This window comes from Nocardia carnea NBRC 14403, from assembly GCF_000308515.1.
Lineage (GTDB): Bacteria > Actinomycetota > Actinomycetes > Mycobacteriales > Mycobacteriaceae > Nocardia > Nocardia carnea.
Map to the genome: position 1 here is coordinate 19,971 of NZ_BAFV01000030.1, position 16,843 is coordinate 36,813.

Below are 16,843 nucleotides of genomic sequence, written 5' to 3' on the forward strand. Positions count from 1 at the left end.
GTCCGGATTTGCCACAAGACAAGTAGAACGTGTTCTAATCTGGATATCCCGCATCGAACCGGGATCGTTGCCCGACACCCACGACCGGAGTGATAGCCGTGCCCGTTGCCCTGACCGCCGACCAAGCGGCGCTGGCCGAAACCGTCGCCGGATTCGCGGACCGGTATGCCGCCCGCGAATACACGCGTAAGCACACCGATCGCCTGAAAGAGGGGAACCTGCCGGAGTTCTGGCCGGAACTGGTCGCGCTGGGGCTCACCGGCGTGCACCTTCCGGAAGCGGTCGGCGGCCAGGGCGGAACGCTCGACGATCTCGCCGTGGTGCTCGCCGAATCGGGCCGCGCGCTGCTGCCCGGTCCGCTACTGTCCACCGCGGTCGCCGGTGCCGTGCTCGCGGACGCCGGGGATAACGCCGGCGAGGCGCTGCGGCGGATCGCCGAAGGTGCCCCCGGTGCGGTGATCGGCCCGGAACACCGGGTCGGCTGCACCGCAGAAACCGGCGGCGACGCCACGCGGCTCACCGGTGAAACCGGCGTGATCCTGGGCGCCGCGTCGGCCGAGCTGTTCGTGGTGGCGGCTCTCGCCGGGGCCGAGACCCGGTGGTACCTGGTCGAGCGCACCGCCGCCGGTGTCGAGGTGGAGGCGAAGGACGGCGCCGATCTGGGCCGCGATCTCGGTGTGGTCCGGTTCCGCGAGGTGGCCGTGGCCGCGCCGCTCGAGCTGGACACCGGTCGGGCCGAAGCCCTCACCACCGCGTTCCTCGCCGTGGAGGCGGCCGGTGTCATCCGCTGGTGCAGCGATACCGCCACCGAATACGTGAAATCCCGGGTCCAGTTCGGCCGGCCGATCGGCGCCTTCCAAGCAGTGCAGCACCGCACCGCCCGGCTGCTGATCACCAGTGAACTCGCCGCGGCCGCCGCCTGGGACGCCGTACGAGGCCTCGATGACGAACCCGGGCAGCGGACCCACGCTGTCGCCGGCGCGGTCCTGACCACGCTCGGCAATGCGGTGCACGCCGCGGTGGAATGTCTCGGGCTGCACGGGGCGATCGGCTTCACCTGGGAGCACGATCTGCATCTGTACTGGCGGCGCGCGATGGCACTGGCCGGTCTGGCCGGGCCGGTGGAATCGTGGGAACTGCGGCTCGGTGACGCCGCCCTGCAGGGGCCGCGCACCTTCGCCGTTCCGCTGCCGGAAACGGATTCGTCGTTCCGCGAATGGGTCTCGGAGATCCTGGACCGCGCGGCGCAACTGGACAATCCGAATCCGTCGAAGGTCGGCGATCACGATGCGGTGAACACCGGCGCCCGCCGTACCCTGCTGGCGGACAGTGGCCTGGTATCGCCGCCGATGGCCAAGCCCTTCGGTATCGAAGCGGGGCCGCTGGAACAGCTCATCCTGCAGGACGAATACGACCGGCACGGTATTGCGCAGCCCTCCATGGGGATCGGGCAGTGGGTGGTGCCGATCGTGCTGCATCGCGGTACCCCCGAGCAGCTCGCCCGGCTGGCGGGTCCGGCGTTGCGTGGTGAGGAGATCTGGTGCCAGCTGTTCAGTGAACCCGAGGCCGGTTCGGATGTGGCGTCGCTGAGCCTGCGCGCGACCCGGGTCGACGGCGGCTGGCGGTTGCAGGGCCAGAAGATCTGGACCACTCTTGCCCATCGCGCCGACTGGGGTCTGCTGCTGGCCCGTACCGACCCGGAGGCCGGCCGCCATCAGGGGCTGACCATGTTCCTGGTGGATATGCACGCCCAGGGCGTCGAGGTGCGCCCGATCGTGCAGGCCAGCGGTGACGCCGAGTTCAACGAGGTGTTCTTCGACGACGCCTTCGTACCGGACGAGATGGTTCTGGGCGAACCGGGTCAGGGCTGGGCGCTGACCCTGGAAACCCTGGCACAGGAACGCCTGTTCATCGGTGGCGTCCGCGATCCGGGACACAACGAGCGGATCCGGGGGATCATCGAACGCGGTGAATACGCCGGTACCCGTGACGATGCGGTGCGGACCCTCGGGCGGATCAGCGCGCGGGGCGCCGCCATCTCCGCGATGAATCTGCGGGAGACGATCCGGCGGCTGGACGGTCACGCCATCGGCCCGGCCACCAGTGTCGCCAAAGCGGCCGCCTCGATGCTGCACACCGATGCCGCGGCTGCCGCGCTGAACCTGATCGGCCCGGCGGCCGCGCTCGGTGAGGCGGTTTCCGAGCCGGTGCATCATGAGCTCGATATCCCGACCTGGGTGATCGGCGGCGGCACCCTCGAAATCCAGCTGAACACCATCGCGACCCTGGTGATGGGGTTGCCGCGGAAGTAGGCGAGCGGTCCGCCGGGTGGCGCTGTGCGCTGTCCCGACGGGCGGGGCCATAACTGATGGCACGTGCCATCTGTTAATGTCGCTCTCGTGACCGAGCGACTCCCCGCGATCCTGCGCACCAACCTGCGGCTCCCCGTTATCGCCGCGCCGCTGTTCATCGTGTCCGGCCCCGACCTGGTAGTGGCCCAGGCGAAATCCGGCATCATCGGCTCCTTCCCGGCACTGAACGCGCGCACACCCGGTCGGTTGCGCGAATGGCTCACCCGGATCACCGCCGAACTCGGCGCGGCTCCCGAAGCCGCCCCATACGCGGTGAATCTGATCGCGCACAAGACCAACGAGCGCCTCGGCGAGGATCTGGCAATCCTGGAGGAGTTCGGGGTGCCGATCGTGATCACCTCGCTCGGCGCCCGGCCGGAGATCAACGACCGGATCCACGCCTACGGCGGTGTGGTGCTGCACGATGTGATCAACAACGTGCATGCGCGTAAGGCGATCGACAAGGGCGCCGACGGTCTGATCGCGGTGGCGGCCGGCGCGGGCGGCCACGCCGGCGTGGTCTCGCCGTTCGCGCTGATCCAGGAGATCCGGGACTGGTTCGACGGCCCGCTGGCGCTTTCGGGCTCGATAGCGCACGGTGACAGCGTTCTCGCCGCCCTGGCAGCCGGCGCGGATTTCGCCTATGCGGGTTCGCTGTTCATCGCGACCGACGAAGCGAACGCCGAACCCGAATACAAGAAGATGATCGTCACGGGCACCGCCGGCGATATCGTCTACACCGACTACTTCACCGGGGTGAAGGGCAACTACCTGCGCCCCAGTATCACCGCGGCCGGTCTGGATCCCGACGCACTGGGCGCCGGCTCCGGCTCACTGGAATTCCTGAGCTCCGACGGGCCGAAGGCATGGCGCGATATCTGGGGCGCAGGTCACGGTATCGGTGCGGTCGACGAGGTGCGGCCGACCGCGGCGGTGGTGGACCGCCTTGCCGAGGAATACCGCCTCGCGCGCGCCCGGGTCGCCGCACTGGCCTGACCCGCCCGCACTCCCTCAGGACCGTGCGGGCCCGTAGTCCAGATGCACCACGCCGTTGGGGTAGATATCGTGCGCTTTGAGTTCGAGCTTCGTCGTATCGACACCGTCGGTGAACAGTTTCTCGCCCGTGCCCAGGACGATGGGGTAGACGAACAGGTGCAGATCGTCGACGAGCCCCTCCGCGAGCAGCGCCCGCACCAGGGTGCCGCTGCCGCTGATGTAGATGGTCCCGTCGATATCGCTCTTGAGCTTGCGGATCTTCTCGGGATCGTAGGCGCCGAGGGAGGTGCTGTTGGCCCATTCGGCCTGCGGTTCCCGCGCGCCCACCACATATTTGGTGGTGTCGTTGAAGAACGGGGCGCCCGGGTCGTCCTCGACGGTGCGGGTGGACCAGGCCGGTGCGAACATGTCGAAGGTGTTGCGCCCGAGCAGAATGGCCTGCGCAGCCCCGGTGATCGCGGCGAGGGTCTCGCCCATCTGCGGATCGAACCCGAATTCGAAGGTGAACGACGGATCCTCGTACGACCCGTCGAGGGAGACGAACTCGTGTACGGCGATGGTTCCCATGCTGGTGTCCTTTCCGGCAGCTGCTGGGCTGCGGCCTTTCCGCGATGTGGCGCGGGGCTTGTGTCTCGTTCGGGTAGACGGGGCCTGGCAGGTTTTCTCATCGGTCCCGGGGTGGCTGTCGAATCCCTGTGCTGGGCGGACCGGTTCGACCCTGCGTACAGTGAGTGTGCCGCAGACAGTGTTAACAGCACGGCGCCGTGGGGAAATCAATGTGAGGACGCGGCGCCGAACCCCGGCTCCGTGCAGGACAGCAAGGGAAACAGGACTTCCGAATGGGTCACCCGCAACCACCCAATCCGTACCAGCATCAGCCTGGTCAACCCGTACCGCCGGGGCAGCCGTATCCGGGACAGCCCATGGGGGGACAGCCCATGGGAGGGCAACCCATGCCGGGGCAGCCGTATCCCGGCCAGCCATACCCCGGCCAGCCACAGTACGGCCAGCAGTATCCGGGTCAGCAGCCGCAGATGGGTGCGCCCATGGGCTACGGTCAGCCGCCGCGCTCCTCGGGGGGTGGCGGCGGCAAGATCGCGCTCATCATCGGCGGTGTCGCGGTGGTACTCGTCGCGGTCGGGGTCGGCGCGTTCTTCGTTTTCGGCAGCGGTGGCTCGGCCGTGGGTGGTGGCTACGACGATCCGCGTGAGGTGGCGCAGGCCTGGGTGGATCAGGACGGTAATCCCGAAGATCTGGTCTGCCAGGCCGATTTGGACGAGATCTCGCAGTACGAGCAGGACAATCCTGTTCAGCCGACGGGTGCGCCCTCCGGTGTGTCCGCGCCGGAAACCACGCTGAAGAGCGTGGATGTGCCCTCGGGCAGCGATTCCGGGACGTTCACCATGGAGATGACCATGGAGATGCTGGGCGACGAGACCACCACGACCGCGACCTATGATCTGGTCGAGGAGGACGGCGGCTGGAAGGTGTGCGGGATCCTGAATCCCGATATCGACGTCGATATGCCGGGCTTCTGATCAGTCGTTCGACGGGTGGCCGGTTACCGGGGCAGTTCCCCGGTAACCGGCCACTGTCGTGCAGCTTGCCCGGGCCGGCAGGGTGTTATGCGATGGCGGCCGTTGGTGGCCAACGGCTTTCGCGAACCGGCGTGTAGGAACGTAAAGCTGCGGCGCACCCCGCAGCGCCGCAACCATACCTTCGTACACACCGACCCCACCGGCAGATTCACGGCGGGATCATCGAATGCGCACCCCGAACCCCGAGGACGGTTCGCCGGCCGCGGTATCCGGCCGGACGTTCGGAGAAGCGTGCGGTGCGGGACAGGTGCGCCGTAGACCTCGTTCACGCGCCCGGATGGCGGGTCGCGCAATGCTCATATCCGGCGGTTCACCTCGATCTCCAGTGCTCACACGAACGACGGTGCGGTCGCCGGACGCGACAGCACCGTTGCCCTCCGACGCTACTGTGTGCGACGGCCCGATCGGAGGGGCGGAAGCGACAGGATGCGATCCGTTTGCGACAAGCCCGGGGCGCTCCACCGATGTAAAAGACCGATCGGTTTTCATAGGACGTTTTACGATCCGTATCCTGCCACCGTGGATGTGGGTATTTTCGTCGTGGACGGCGTGGGCGAACTCGGCTTGGGCGCCCTCCACGGGGCATTCGGTACTGCGAACGTGCTGCGCAGCGAACTCGACCATCCACCGGCCGCGTGGAACGTGCATACGGTCTCACTCGGTACCTCGGTGCGGTCGGGTAGCGGAAACACGGTGCAGACCATCCCGCTGAGGGAGGTATCGACGTCGTTCGACGCCCTCGCGGTGGCCGCGGTGAATGTTCTCGAGCCCGAGCCGCTGGTCGCACTCGTCTCGGACCCCGGTAACGCATGGCTCCTCGACCGGATCCGGAGCGCACGTGAACAGGGTGTCCATCTCGCCGCGGCCTGTACCGGAACGTTCTTCCTGGCGGAAGCCGGCGTGCTCGACGGGTCGCCGGCGACGACCAGCTGGTGGCTCGGGACGAGTTTCCGCGGGCGGTACCCGAGAGTGGATCTGGACGAGCGGAGCATCGTCTGCCACGGCGACGGCCTCACCACGGCCGGTGCCTCGCTGTCACACCTGGATATGGCGCTGTCGCTGATATATCGCACCAGCCCGGAGCTGGCGGAGCAGGCACGGCGGTATCTCGCCTTCGAAGGCCGCGCCAGCCAGGCGCCGTACGCCATCCCCGAGGTGGTCGCCCGCGGTAATCCGCTCATCGTCGCGTACGAACGCTGGGTGCGCGAGCATATTTCCGAGCAGTTCCTGATCTCGGCCGCGGCGCGGGAACTGGGCATCACCGAACGCAGCCTGCAGCGCGCCACCCGCGCGGCACTCGGGATGTCACCCAAGGGTTTCGCCGACGATATCCGGCTCGACCGGGCCACCCGCCTCCTGCGGACGACCGGCCTCACGGTCGAAGGGGTGGCCCGGGAGGTCGGCTATGTGAACGCCAGCGCGTTACGTGCGCTCATCCGCCGGCGCCGTGGCCTGTCACCGGCACAGATCCGAACCTACGGTGGTTTGTGAGGTCGGCCGCCGATTGCGGTGGCGGCGCCGCGATTCCTCCCTACACTGACCGCATGTATGTTCGACGGCTGATCGCCGTAGCCGGATTCGTGGCCACACTGTCACTGGGAGTGTCCGCCTGCACCGCCACCGGCGCGGGGGCTACCAGCCAATGCGATGTCCAGGGCTGTACCGTCACCTTCGACCGGGGCGTGGACGCGAAGATCAGCGTTCTCGGCGTGGACGCGGAACTCGCCGCGGTAGAGGGCAATGTGGTGACCCTGAAGGTGGCGGGTCAGGATGTCACCGTGCCGATGGGCTCGACCGAATCCGCCCAGGGCCTGGACCTGACGGTCCGTGAGGTCACCCAGGAGAAGGTCGTGGTGCAGTTGTCCACCGGACTCTGACCTCGGCTTCGGGCCGGATCATCGCGGTTCGCGGACCGGTGTCTCGGTCCAGCGGGCTTCGGCGCGACCGTAACCGGGTGCCGGGAACGGGTAATCGGGAAATTCGGCGAGCGCGGGTGCGGCGGTGACGGTCCGCCCGTGCGTCACCGTGGTGCGTGGGCCGGGTACCGCGGGTGCGGGATGACCGGGGGTCCGGCCGCGTTCGGACAGGAGCCAGGTGGCGGTGCGGGCCAGTGAGACCCGGACGTCCCGGCCGCGACCGTCTCCGGTCCGGGCGGCGAGTGCGTCGACGATACCGGCGGCCAGCAGATAACCGGACGCATGGTCGAGGGCCTGAGCAGGTAAGGCCCCGGGAACCGCGGAAGCCCCCTCGATCACCGCGATCCCGGTGGCGGCCTGCACGATACTGTCGAAGCCGCGGCGGCCCGCCCAGGGGCCGGTGAACCCCCAGGCGCTCACGCGGGCGTGTATCAGCCCCGGCCGGCCGGCCAGCCCCAGCCGTTCGAGCGCACCGGGCCGGTACCCCGTCACCAGGACATCCGCGGTATCCAGCAGACTCTCCCAGTGCGAACTCGCCGTCCGCAGATCCAGCAGGGCCGACGATTTGCCCTGCCCGGTATCGGTGAACTGCCACGGGATCTCCGGGAGTGCGGGCGGGTCCACCCGCAAAACCTCGGCGCCGAGCAGCGCCAGCGCCCGGGTGGCCACGGGGCCGGCGATCACGCGGGTCAGATCGAGCACCCGCACACCCCGCAGGGGCTGATACGGGGTGCCGGATACCGGCAGCGTGTAGCGCCGCCGGTCCGGCCGTTCCACGACAGCGACGAGCGGACCGGCGGCGGCCGCACCCGATTGCGGATGGGCCCGCCACTGTGCCTCGTCACGGACCTGCACCACGATTGCGCCGCGGGCCGCGGCCAGTTCCTCGAGATCCGCGGCGCGGATCACGGCGATCTGGGATTCGGCCTGCTCCACGAGCGCGTCGGCGGGTAACTCGAGCGCGGCCAGCAGGCGGGCGCGGTGATGCGGGTAGTTGGCATGCGTGCGTACCCAGCCGTCGAAGGTGGGGAAGAAACCGGACAGATCGGCGAACCCGGCGACCGGGGCGCCGTCGATTCGCAGCAGCCGGTCACTGGTGAACGACGCGGCGATCCGTTCCGGGTCGAGGCGGTGCCGGATCGGTGCTGTTGCCGCGGCCTGGCGATAGCGGTCGGTGGCAGCGACGAAGGCCTGGACGGATCCGGCGGCCAATCCCCATACCGGCAGGGTGGCGGCGAGACAGCGGCCGGGGTCGGGCCACTCCACCTGCGCCGACGCGGCAACGCCCGCACCGTCCTCGTAATCACGGACCAGCCGTGCTCCCACATCCACTGCTCCGAGCGTACTGGCGTTCGGCGCAGCCGATCCTCGGGTTACCGGTTGGCACAGCGATTTTCATCACACCGTCACCCGGGATGCGCACAGTTCAGACAAGAGTGCGCACGCTGGAGCTCCCCGGCTGGTGCCGGACCCGCCACCACCAGCCGGCCCACGACACCAGCACGCAGATCGCGACCAGTAGGCGCACCTCGGCGAGCATGCTCTCCGGATAGATGACACCGGTCAGGTAGTAGTCGATGAACCCCTCCGGCGGCAGCCCCTGCATCCCCGCCCGTTCACGTGCCCAGTTCTCGGCATAGGTCAGCGGGCAGTCGTAACCGACCAGAACCGTGCCGAACCCCCAGCCCGCCGCAACGCCGTGCAACCAGATCGTGCGCGGCAGCCGCCAGGCAACAAAACCTCCCGCCACCACATAGCCGATGAAGAGCACATGCACGGCGGCGGTCAGATCGGCGAGCAGCCGGTACCACACCCTTCCAGGGTATGTCCTGATCGTGATCGCTGCGCCGGAATCACCAGGGTGAGGGCTGATAGTCCTTCAGGAAGCAGCCGTAGAGGTCTTCTCCGGCTTCGCCGCGCACGATCGGGTCGTAGACCCGGGCTGCGCCGTCCACCAGATCCAGCGGGGCGTGGAACCCCTCGTCCGCCAGCCGGACTTTCGTGTAGTGCGGTCGTTCGTCGGTGATCCAGCCGGTGTCCACCGCGGTCATCAGGATCCGGTCGGCCTCGAACATCTCACCGGCGCTGGTGCGGGTCAGCATATTCAGCGCCGCCTTGGCCATATTGGTGTGCGGGTGCCCCGGACCCTTGTAGCCGCGGGAGAACTGGCCCTCCATGGCCGAAACGTTCACCACATACTTACGGCGGGCCCCCGCCGCGGCCAGCGCCGGGCGCAGCCGCGACACCAGGATGAACGGTGCCACCGAATTGCACAGCTGCACTTCCAACAGTTCAGTGGGGTCGACCTCGCCGACCGTATGCACCCAGCTGTTGGTGTGTGCCAGATCGGGCACCAGGCCGCCGGCGTCGATGGCGACCCCACTGGCAATCCGGTCCGGCGTGGCAGAACCGGCCACCAGCGCCAGCTCGGCCACATCGGCACCGGTGAGGCCGGGGGTGAGCGAGGCGGTGAGGGCGGTCGGATGCGCGCGGGTGGTCTGGCCGAAGGTCACCGTTTCGGGGAGTTCACCGGCGGGCAGCGGATCGGATTCGGCGGCGGCCAGGGCACTGTAGGCGCCGGGGGAGCGGCGCACGGTCTGCGCGGCGTTGTTGACGAGGATATCGAGCGGCCCCTGGGCGGCCACATCATCGGCGAGCGCCACGACCTGGGCGGGATCACGGAGATCGATCCCGACGATCCGGAGCCGGTGCAGCCAGTCGGCGCTGTCGGGCTGGGCCGCGAAACGGCGGATCGCATCGTTGGGGAACCGAGTGGTGACGGTGGTGTGCGCGCCGTCGCGTAGCAGCCGCAGCGCGATGTACATACCGATCTTCGCGCGGCCACCGGTCAGCAGCGCGCGGCGACCGGACAGATCCGTGCGGGCGTCGCGACGGTCGTGGCTCAACGCGGCGCAGTCCGGGCACAACTGGTGATAGAAGGCGTCGACGCGGGTGTACTTCTCCTTGCAGATATAGCAGCCGCGCGCCCGCAGCAGGGTTCCGGCCGATGCGCCGGAGGTGGCCGAGCTGATCGGGATCCCGGCCGTTTCGTCGTCGATCCGATTCGGCGATCCGGTGGCCGTAGCGGCCACCACCGCACGATCGGACTCGAGTTTGGCCTGCCGGGCGGCGATGCGGCGCTGGCGTTTGAGCTCCTTGAACATGCCGCCGACGGCACGCTGGACGGTGACCGAATCCGGGTGGCCGGGGTCCAGCCGGCCTGCTTGTTCGAGTACGCGCAGACAGGTGGTGAGGTCGTTCGGATCGATGCTGGTCGCGGCCATCGGTGCGGGGATGTCCTTCGTGAGCTGGGAAAGCGTGCCCATCATTGTGGCAAGGCGGGGGAGCAGGCCCGCGACCGGGCGGGTACGCCCTCGTCACCCCGTCGTTGACATCACGCCAATAGTGCGGGAAAGTCGTTCCCGGACGATCCGGCACCTCCCCGTGCCGAGCTGATGATCATGAACCGGAGGATGCGGATATGGCACGCCCCGCGTGGAGCGACGACGAGGTCGAGGCGGTACGGGAACTCGCCCGCACCTACTTCGAAAAGGAAGTGGTGCCGCACGAGGAGCGGTTCATCGAACAGGGCCACCCGGACCGCGAGCTGTACCGGCGGGCCGGCGAGCTGGGCCTGCTCTGTCCGGCGGTCGCCGAGGAATTCGGTGGCGGTGGCGGCACCTTCGCCCATGAGGCGGCCATCATCGAAGAGCAGGTGCGTGCGGGCGACGGCGCCCTCGGTATCCCGGTGCACAGTTCGATCATCGCGCCGTACCTGGCCGAATTCGGTTCCGACGAGCTCAAGAAGCGCGTCCTGCCCAAGGCATGCAGCGGCGATATGGTGCTGTCCATCGGGATGACCGAACCGGGCACCGGCTCGGATCTGCAGGCGATCAAGACCCGCGCGGTGCGCGAGGGCGACGAATACGTGATCACCGGCTCGAAGATCTTCATCTCCAACGGCTGGCTGTGTGACGGCATCATCATCGCCGCCAAAACCGACCCCGAGAAGGGCGCGGCCGGGGTCTCGCTGCTGTTCGCCGAGGTGAGTGACGATACGCCCGGCTTCAACCGCGGCCGGATCCTGTCCAAGATCGGCGGGAAGGGACAGGACACCGCGGAGCTGTTCTTCGACGGCCTGCGCGTTCCAGCGGCGAACCTGCTGGGCGGGGTCGAGGGCCAGGGCTTCTACCAGATGATGCAGCTGCTGGCCCAGGAGCGGCTGGTCACCGCGATCATGGCGGTGGCGATGATGGAACGTGCGGTCGAACTCACCGTCGAATACACGAAGGGCCGCGAAGCATTCGGCAAACCACTGTTCGCCATGCAGAACACCCGGTTCGAACTGGCCGAATGCGCGACCATCGCCCGCACCAACCGGGTTTTCCTCGACGACTGCCTCACCCGGCACCTGAAAGGGGAACTCGATATCCAGACCGCGGCCATGTCGAAGTACTGGTCCACCGATCAGCTCGGCATCGTCGTAGACCGCTGCCTGCAGCTGTTCGGCGGCTACGGATATATGACCGAATACCCGATCTCCCAGCTCTACACCGGTGCCCGGGTGCTACGGATCCTCGCGGGCAGCAACGAGGTGATGAAGGATCTCATCGCCCGTGGGCTCTGACCTCGAAGCCGTCACCGGCCCCGGCCCCGGCGCGAACGGGTCCGGGGCGCAGGCGCGGCGGCGCCGCCTCGAACCCGACGAACGCCGGGCCCAGATCCTGGCCAAGGCGATCGAGATGTTCGGGGAGCGGCCCTACGCCGCAGTGTCCACCGCCGAACTCGCGCAGCGCGCCGGCGTGGCCCGGGGGCTGATCAACCACTACTTCGGCAACAAGCGCGACCTGTACCTGGCCGTGGTGCGCCGGATGGTGACCCTGCCCCGGCCCGACGACCTCCGCGTTCCGGCAGGCACCGCCCGTGAACGGATCGATGCCAGCGTCCGCTGGCTGCTCGATACGATTTCCGAGCACGGCAGCACCTGGGTGAAGGTCACCAGTCACGAAGGGGTCGGCGACGATCCCGAAGTGCAGCAGATCCTGGACGCCGCCGACGATGCGGCGGCCCAGCGGCTGCTGCTGATGATCGGCCTGTCGGGCGACGAGGCGGCGGAGCCGCGCCGGGCGATGGTCCGGGCCTACGGCGGGATGGTGAAGGTTGCCGGTCGCGAATGGCTCACCCGAGGCACGATGACCCGCGACCAGGTACACGCCCTGCTGGTCGATGTCCTCACCACACTGGTCACCGATTCCCTTCCACGAGTGAACGAGGAGAATTGACCGCCGCAACGGGTCTCGTTATGGAAAACCACGGCGTGTCGGATGGACATCTGTGATCCGGACAACTCCCGTTTCTCGTAAAAGCAGGGCCGATCCCGCTTATTCTTGGCGCAATGCCGGGCGGGTCGACTGCTCCGGGTTCCCCCGGCAGCAGTTCGAAGGGATCGCGCATGGCATATACGCAGCGCTGGGGCGAGCAGCGCTGGCCGGAGGTACCGCCCGACCGTGACGCCCACCCACCCGCCCGGACGGGCCGGCGCCGGCCGGAACAGCATCCGGAACCGGAACCGCACGAGGAACCCGAGGATCTCGACTACCCCGACGATTCGCCATTCGACGCCGACCGGCCGGTAGTGAACCCGTACGCCGTCGTCGCGCTGGTATCGGCCCTGGTTCTGCTCTTCCCGGTCGCCCTCGTCTTCGGGCTGATCGCGTTCACCTATCCACGCGGCCGGCTCATGGCCTCGGCCGCGTTCCTGCTCGGCGCAGTGGAAGCGGCAGTGCTGGTGGCATTCGTCGTGCTGCCCGATGACCGGGTATCGGATATGTACTCCCGGGTCGGCGATGCATTGGGGGTGACCACCGGATCCGGCGCCGCCGCAGGTGTTCCCGCCGAGGGCGCCGTGGAAAGCGCCACCGCCGTCTCCATCCCGGCACCACCCGGCGCGCCGCCGGCACCGCCGACCCAGCCGCCGGTCACCGGTGCCGCACCCGACATGGCGGCACCGGTTGCCGCCGAACAGGACACGGCCTGCCCGGAGCCCGCGTTGATCGGGGCGGCCGCCGACGGCACCACCCTGCTGTGCCTGGCCGGTACCGGGTCTGTCACCGGATATCAGTGGTCCGGGCCGTACCGGGTCGCCGCGGCGGTACGGGACGAGGGCGGGGAGTGCACTGCCGGTGCGGGCGCTACCGCCCGCACCGCAGCGGGGCAGGCACTGGTCTGCGAAGACGGCACCTGGGCCTTATGGGTCTCCTGAACCGAGCCTCGACGGATGCCGGCGGCGCCCGCCGAGTCCGCCCGGAACGGGGACGACCACGGCCGGTGAGGCCATGGTCCGGACGTGCTCGTGATCGATCCGTCCGGGGTGGCCCCGACGTGCCCCGTCCGGGGATGGTCGTAACTTCCCCGCCGGGGTGCCCGTGACCTATCCGTCCGGAAATGCCCGTGACCTGCCCGTCCGGACCACCCAGCGAGGTGGTGACCACGCAGACCGGCAGCTGCGTTTGCGGCGCGAGGATCGTGCGCGCCACCCTGACCCGCCCGTCCTCACGTGCTCAGGAACTACCCGGATCGACGGGCGCGTGGACTATCCAGCCGGATCCGGTTTGCGGGCGCGGCTGGGCTGGACCCGGGGTGGTTCGTTCGGCATCTTCGGGTACTGCGGCGGCCACGGCGCATCCATGAGCCCGCCCGCCAGATCGCGTTCGGACCACTCCAGCAGCGGTTCGATGGATTGGGGCGGGCGATCCGCCCATGGATCGCCCGTTTCGGCCAGCCGCGCCGGAACGGTCGCGATCGTCAGCTCTTCGGGCACGACGGTATCCAGTTCGGACCAGCGCAGCGGGGTCGACACCTGCGCGCCGACCTTCGGCCGCACGCACCACGCCCCGAAAACGGTTTTGTGCGGGGCGTTCTGGTTGTAGTCCACGAAAACCCGCCGGCCGCGTTCCTCTTTCCACCAGTGGGCGGTGATCTCGTCCGGATACCGGCGCTCCAGTTCCCGCGCCAGCGCCACGGCGGCGGCGCGCACCTGGTAGCCGTCCCAACGCGGTTCCAGCGCGATATACAGGTGCAGCCCGCGGGAACCCGAGGTCTTCACCCATGTCTCGATACCGAGTTCGGTACACAATTCGCGGGTACGCAGCGCCGCGGCGCGCAGTTCGTCGAAGCCAATGCCGGGCGAGGGATCGAGATCGATCCGGAGCTCGTCGGCGATACCCAGCTCCGTGGCCCGATTGGGCCAGACGTGGAAGCCCAGGCAGCCCTGATTCACCGCCCACAGCACATGCGCCATATCGTGGGCCACCAGTGCGTCGCTGGTCGTGCCGTTCGGTGTGGACACTTCGACGGTGTGCAGCCAGTCCGGCGCGGATTTCGGCACCCGCTTCTGGAACCACGATTTCCCCGACGCCCCGTCGGGATAGCGCTCCAGCAGCAGCGGTCGCCCGCCGTTCACGCGCAGGAATGCCTCGGCGACACTCTGGTAGTAGCGCACCAGATCGAGTTTGGTCTCGCCGCGGCGGGAGAAATACACCTTGCCGGGATTGCTGATGGTCAGCGCCCGCCCCGCAACCTCGATATCGACGGATTCACTCATTTCGCCACCGGGGTCCCGAAGATTTCGTGCAGTTCGGCAGGCGCGACTTCCTCGAGCTGAGCATAGGTGCACGATTCGGGGGTGCGGTCGGCGCGGAAACGGACCAGCCGGCCGCCGTGCCGGAAGCGGCCGGACTGCACATGTTCATACCGGACCTCGGCCACCAGTTCGGTACGCAGTGGTTCCCAGGACAGATCCTTACCGCCACTCCACCGGCTGACCCCGCCGGGCATCGAACCACCGGATGCGGCCTGCGCCGCGGCATCGGCCCAGTCGCGCCACGGGTGGTTGTCCAGGGCGCGCTCCCGGTACGGCGCGAGCTCGCCGACCAGTTCCTTGCGGCGGGCGGCGGTGAAACTACTGGCGACCCCCACATGATGTAGACCGCCCTGGTCGTCGAAAAGGCCGAGCAGCAGCGATCCGACGCCCGCGCCGTCCTTGTGCCAGCGGAATCCGGCGACCACACAGTCGGCTGTGCGCTCGTGCTTGACCTTCAGCATCACGCGTTTGTTCTGCTGATATGGCTGGTCGTCGGCCTTCACCATCACCCCGTCGAATCCGGCGCCCTCGAACCGGGTGAACCAGTCCCGGGCCAGGGCCGGATCACCGGTGAGCGGGGTGAGGTGAACCCGGCCCGGCGCGGTGTCAAGGATCGATTCGAGCAGGCTGCGTCGTTCGGTGAACGGCGCGGTGGTGAGATCACGGTCGCCGAGTGCGAGCAGGTCGAACGCGACGAAACTCGCGGGTGTTTCGGCCGCGAGTTTGGTGACCCGCGACGCCGCCGGATGCAAACGCTGCTGCAGAACGTCGAAATCGAGCCCGTGCTCGGTCACCACGACGATTTCCCCGTCCACCACGCACCGCGGGGGCAACGCCGCCTTCAACAGTTCGGCGACCTCGGGAAAATACCTGGTCAGCGGCCGGTCGTTGCGGGATCCGAGTTCGATCTCGGTGCCGTCGCGGAAAACCACGCAGCGGAAACCGTCCCATTTGGGTTCATAGCTGAGCCCGGGGCCCGGCGGGATCTCGGGCGCGGTTTTGGCCAGCATGGGCCGGACGGGCGGCATCACCGGTAGATCCACGCGGTCCTCCTGGGGGTCGATCCTCACCCGTATCGACGTCGCGACCGACGCCGATTCATCGCCCCCGAGCATAGGAGTTCACGCCGACAAGTCGGCGGATCCGCGCGTCAGTCCGTGATCCAGCCCTGAACCCCGGCGAAATCGGTGAGTCGTTCGCGGATCACGACGATCTCCCCGGCGGTGAGCGCCGGGGAGGCGTCGAGCAGCAGTTCGGTGACGAGCCGGGTGTATTCGGTGGCGGTGAGCCGGGAACCGCCACCGGCGGCCGCTTCGGGGCGGGGCCCGGATACCCGGGGCGACCGCAGATTGACCGCCTTCGGCCCGCGGTCCCCCTCGGTGACCTCGAATTCGAAGATCCGTCCCTGACGCAGTTCGTCCTCACCGAGGCCGATATCGTTGACGTGGACGAATACATCGGGACCACCGTCTTCGGGCCGGATGAAACCGAATCCCCGCGATCCGTCGAACGACACCAATTTCCCGCTGGCCACCACACGCTCCTCGCCGCAGTTACGCGGTCACTCTATATCCCGCTTGTCCTCGTCGTCGGTGATAAGCGCCTTTTGCAGGGAGTTGAACACGGTCAGCCCCTGCCCGACCATGCCGTTGAGCAGTTCGCCGACCCCATCGGGCCCGTTGAGCACGGTCAAGTTCGCATTCGACAGCCCGCGCGCGGCCTGCTCCACGATCAGCGGCAACTGTTCGATCAGCATCTGGTCGAGCGCGATCCGGTTGTTCGATGCCGCGGCCTCGGCCTGGATCCGGGTCCGGTTCGCCTCGGCCTCGGCCAGGATCCGGACCCGGTCGGCCTCGGCCTGCGCGGGTTTGACCACTTCTGCCTGCAGTTGCTGTTCGCGCAGGTCGGCTTCCTTGCGGGCCTGGGCGGCCTGCGCGCTGAGCACCTCCTGCTGGGCCAGCGCCGCGGCCAGCGGACCGGCCGCGGCCGCTTCCGCCTCGGCCTTATCGATATCGCGCTGGTAGCTCGCTTTGAGGATCGAGGTCTCACGCGAGTATTCGGCCTGTTTACGCAGCGATTCCTGTTCGGCTTCGGCCGACCGCTGGGCCGCCTGCGATTTGGCGATCTGGGCGTCGCGGTGCACGGCGGCATTGTGCGGTGCGGCCAGGGCGGAGATATAGCCGAGATCGCCGTCGTCGATGGACTGGATCTGGAACGAATCGACCCACAGGCCGATATTGCTCATCTCCACCTTGGAGGCCACCAGCACTTCGTCGGCCAGGCGTTGCCGTTCGCGGATGGATCTCCTCGACCGTCATCGAGCCGACGATCGACCGCAGA

General features: G+C 68.2%; 15 protein-coding genes and 1 pseudogene. 8 read left to right on the plus strand and 8 right to left on the minus strand.

Annotated features, from left to right (window positions below; all coding sequences use genetic code 11):
• The first annotated feature begins 98 nt into the window (after nucleotides 1-98).
• Entirely contained in the window at nucleotides 99-2,312 is a 2,214-nt protein-coding gene (locus tag ON22_RS11625; RefSeq protein WP_033243097.1) for an acyl-CoA dehydrogenase family protein, read from the plus strand.
• A gap of 87 nt (nucleotides 2,313-2,399) precedes the next feature.
• Nucleotides 2,400-3,347 (plus strand): NAD(P)H-dependent flavin oxidoreductase, encoded by a 948-nt coding sequence (locus ON22_RS11630; RefSeq protein ID WP_033242843.1) that lies wholly within the window; start codon nucleotides 2,400-2,402, stop codon nucleotides 3,345-3,347.
• A 15-nt stretch (nucleotides 3,348-3,362) separates the two neighbouring features.
• Here ON22_RS11630 and ON22_RS11635 read toward each other — a convergent pair whose 3' ends face one another.
• Nucleotides 3,363-3,914: a dihydrofolate reductase family protein gene (locus ON22_RS11635; protein WP_033242844.1), complete on the minus strand. Its 552-nt coding sequence runs from the start codon at nucleotides 3,912-3,914 to the stop codon at nucleotides 3,363-3,365.
• A gap of 371 nt (nucleotides 3,915-4,285) precedes the next feature.
• On the opposite strand from ON22_RS11635, the gene ON22_RS34580 reads away from it, so the two are divergent.
• The 3 genes from ON22_RS34580 (at nucleotide 4,286) to ON22_RS11650 (ending at nucleotide 6,822) form a co-directional block, all read left to right on the plus strand.
• Complete coding sequence (locus tag ON22_RS34580) at nucleotides 4,286-4,885, plus strand: Rv0361 family membrane protein (protein WP_157170408.1); 600 nt, start codon at nucleotides 4,286-4,288, stop codon at nucleotides 4,883-4,885.
• Nucleotides 4,886-5,464: 579 nt separating this feature from the next.
• Entirely contained in the window at nucleotides 5,465-6,436 is a 972-nt protein-coding gene (locus ON22_RS11645) for a GlxA family transcriptional regulator (protein WP_033242845.1), read from the plus strand.
• A 53-nt stretch (nucleotides 6,437-6,489) separates the two neighbouring features.
• Nucleotides 6,490-6,822 (plus strand): hypothetical protein, encoded by a 333-nt coding sequence (locus ON22_RS11650; protein ID WP_033243099.1) that lies wholly within the window; start codon nucleotides 6,490-6,492, stop codon nucleotides 6,820-6,822.
• Between the two features lie 18 nt (nucleotides 6,823-6,840).
• Here ON22_RS11650 and ON22_RS11655 read toward each other — a convergent pair whose 3' ends face one another.
• The 3 genes from ON22_RS11655 to ON22_RS11665 form a co-directional block, all read right to left on the minus strand.
• Complete coding sequence (locus ON22_RS11655; RefSeq protein ID WP_081595508.1) at nucleotides 6,841-8,193, minus strand: CoA transferase; 1,353 nt, start codon at nucleotides 8,191-8,193, stop codon at nucleotides 6,841-6,843.
• A gap of 94 nt (nucleotides 8,194-8,287) precedes the next feature.
• Nucleotides 8,288-8,674: a DUF2784 domain-containing protein gene (locus ON22_RS11660; protein ID WP_033242846.1), complete on the minus strand. Its 387-nt coding sequence runs from the start codon at nucleotides 8,672-8,674 to the stop codon at nucleotides 8,288-8,290.
• 40 nt (nucleotides 8,675-8,714) lie between these two features.
• Nucleotides 8,715-10,145: an SDR family NAD(P)-dependent oxidoreductase gene (locus ON22_RS11665; protein WP_033243101.1), complete on the minus strand. Its 1,431-nt coding sequence runs from the start codon at nucleotides 10,143-10,145 to the stop codon at nucleotides 8,715-8,717.
• A gap of 197 nt (nucleotides 10,146-10,342) precedes the next feature.
• Here ON22_RS11665 and ON22_RS11670 point away from each other — a divergent pair, with 197 nt between their 5' ends.
• From ON22_RS11670 to ON22_RS11680, 3 genes are all read left to right on the plus strand, one after another.
• Nucleotides 10,343-11,488, plus strand: coding sequence for an acyl-CoA dehydrogenase family protein (locus tag ON22_RS11670; RefSeq protein ID WP_033242847.1), 1,146 nt, complete (start codon nucleotides 10,343-10,345; stop codon nucleotides 11,486-11,488).
• The gene (locus tag ON22_RS11675; protein ID WP_051157498.1) at nucleotides 11,478-12,143 is read left to right on the plus strand and encodes a TetR/AcrR family transcriptional regulator; all 666 of its coding nucleotides are present in this window, start codon (nucleotides 11,478-11,480) and stop codon (nucleotides 12,141-12,143) included. The genes ON22_RS11670 and ON22_RS11675 overlap by 11 nt, the downstream gene beginning before the upstream one ends.
• A 170-nt stretch (nucleotides 12,144-12,313) precedes the next feature.
• Nucleotides 12,314-13,123 carry a hypothetical protein gene (locus ON22_RS11680; protein ID WP_033242848.1) on the plus strand — a complete coding sequence of 270 codons (810 nt, stop codon included), beginning with the start codon at nucleotides 12,314-12,316 and terminating at the stop codon, nucleotides 13,121-13,123.
• A gap of 330 nt (nucleotides 13,124-13,453) precedes the next feature.
• Here the strand turns inward: ON22_RS11680 and ligD are convergent, their stop codons facing one another.
• The 4 genes and pseudogenes from ligD to ON22_RS11700 all read right to left on the minus strand — a co-directional run.
• The gene (gene ligD, locus ON22_RS11685; protein WP_033242849.1) at nucleotides 13,454-14,464 is read right to left on the minus strand and encodes a non-homologous end-joining DNA ligase; all 1,011 of its coding nucleotides are present in this window, start codon (nucleotides 14,462-14,464) and stop codon (nucleotides 13,454-13,456) included.
• Nucleotides 14,461-15,546, minus strand: a complete 1,086-nt coding sequence (locus tag ON22_RS11690) for an ATP-dependent DNA ligase (protein ID WP_197039636.1) — start codon at nucleotides 15,544-15,546, stop codon at nucleotides 14,461-14,463. The genes ligD and ON22_RS11690 overlap by 4 nt, the downstream gene beginning before the upstream one ends.
• 107 nt (nucleotides 15,547-15,653) lie before the next feature.
• Complete coding sequence (locus ON22_RS11695; RefSeq protein WP_033242850.1) at nucleotides 15,654-16,040, minus strand: cold shock domain-containing protein; 387 nt, start codon at nucleotides 16,038-16,040, stop codon at nucleotides 15,654-15,656.
• Between the two features lie 24 nt (nucleotides 16,041-16,064).
• A pseudogene (locus ON22_RS11700) lies at nucleotides 16,065-16,843 on the minus strand (flotillin domain-containing protein); the annotation flags it as partial.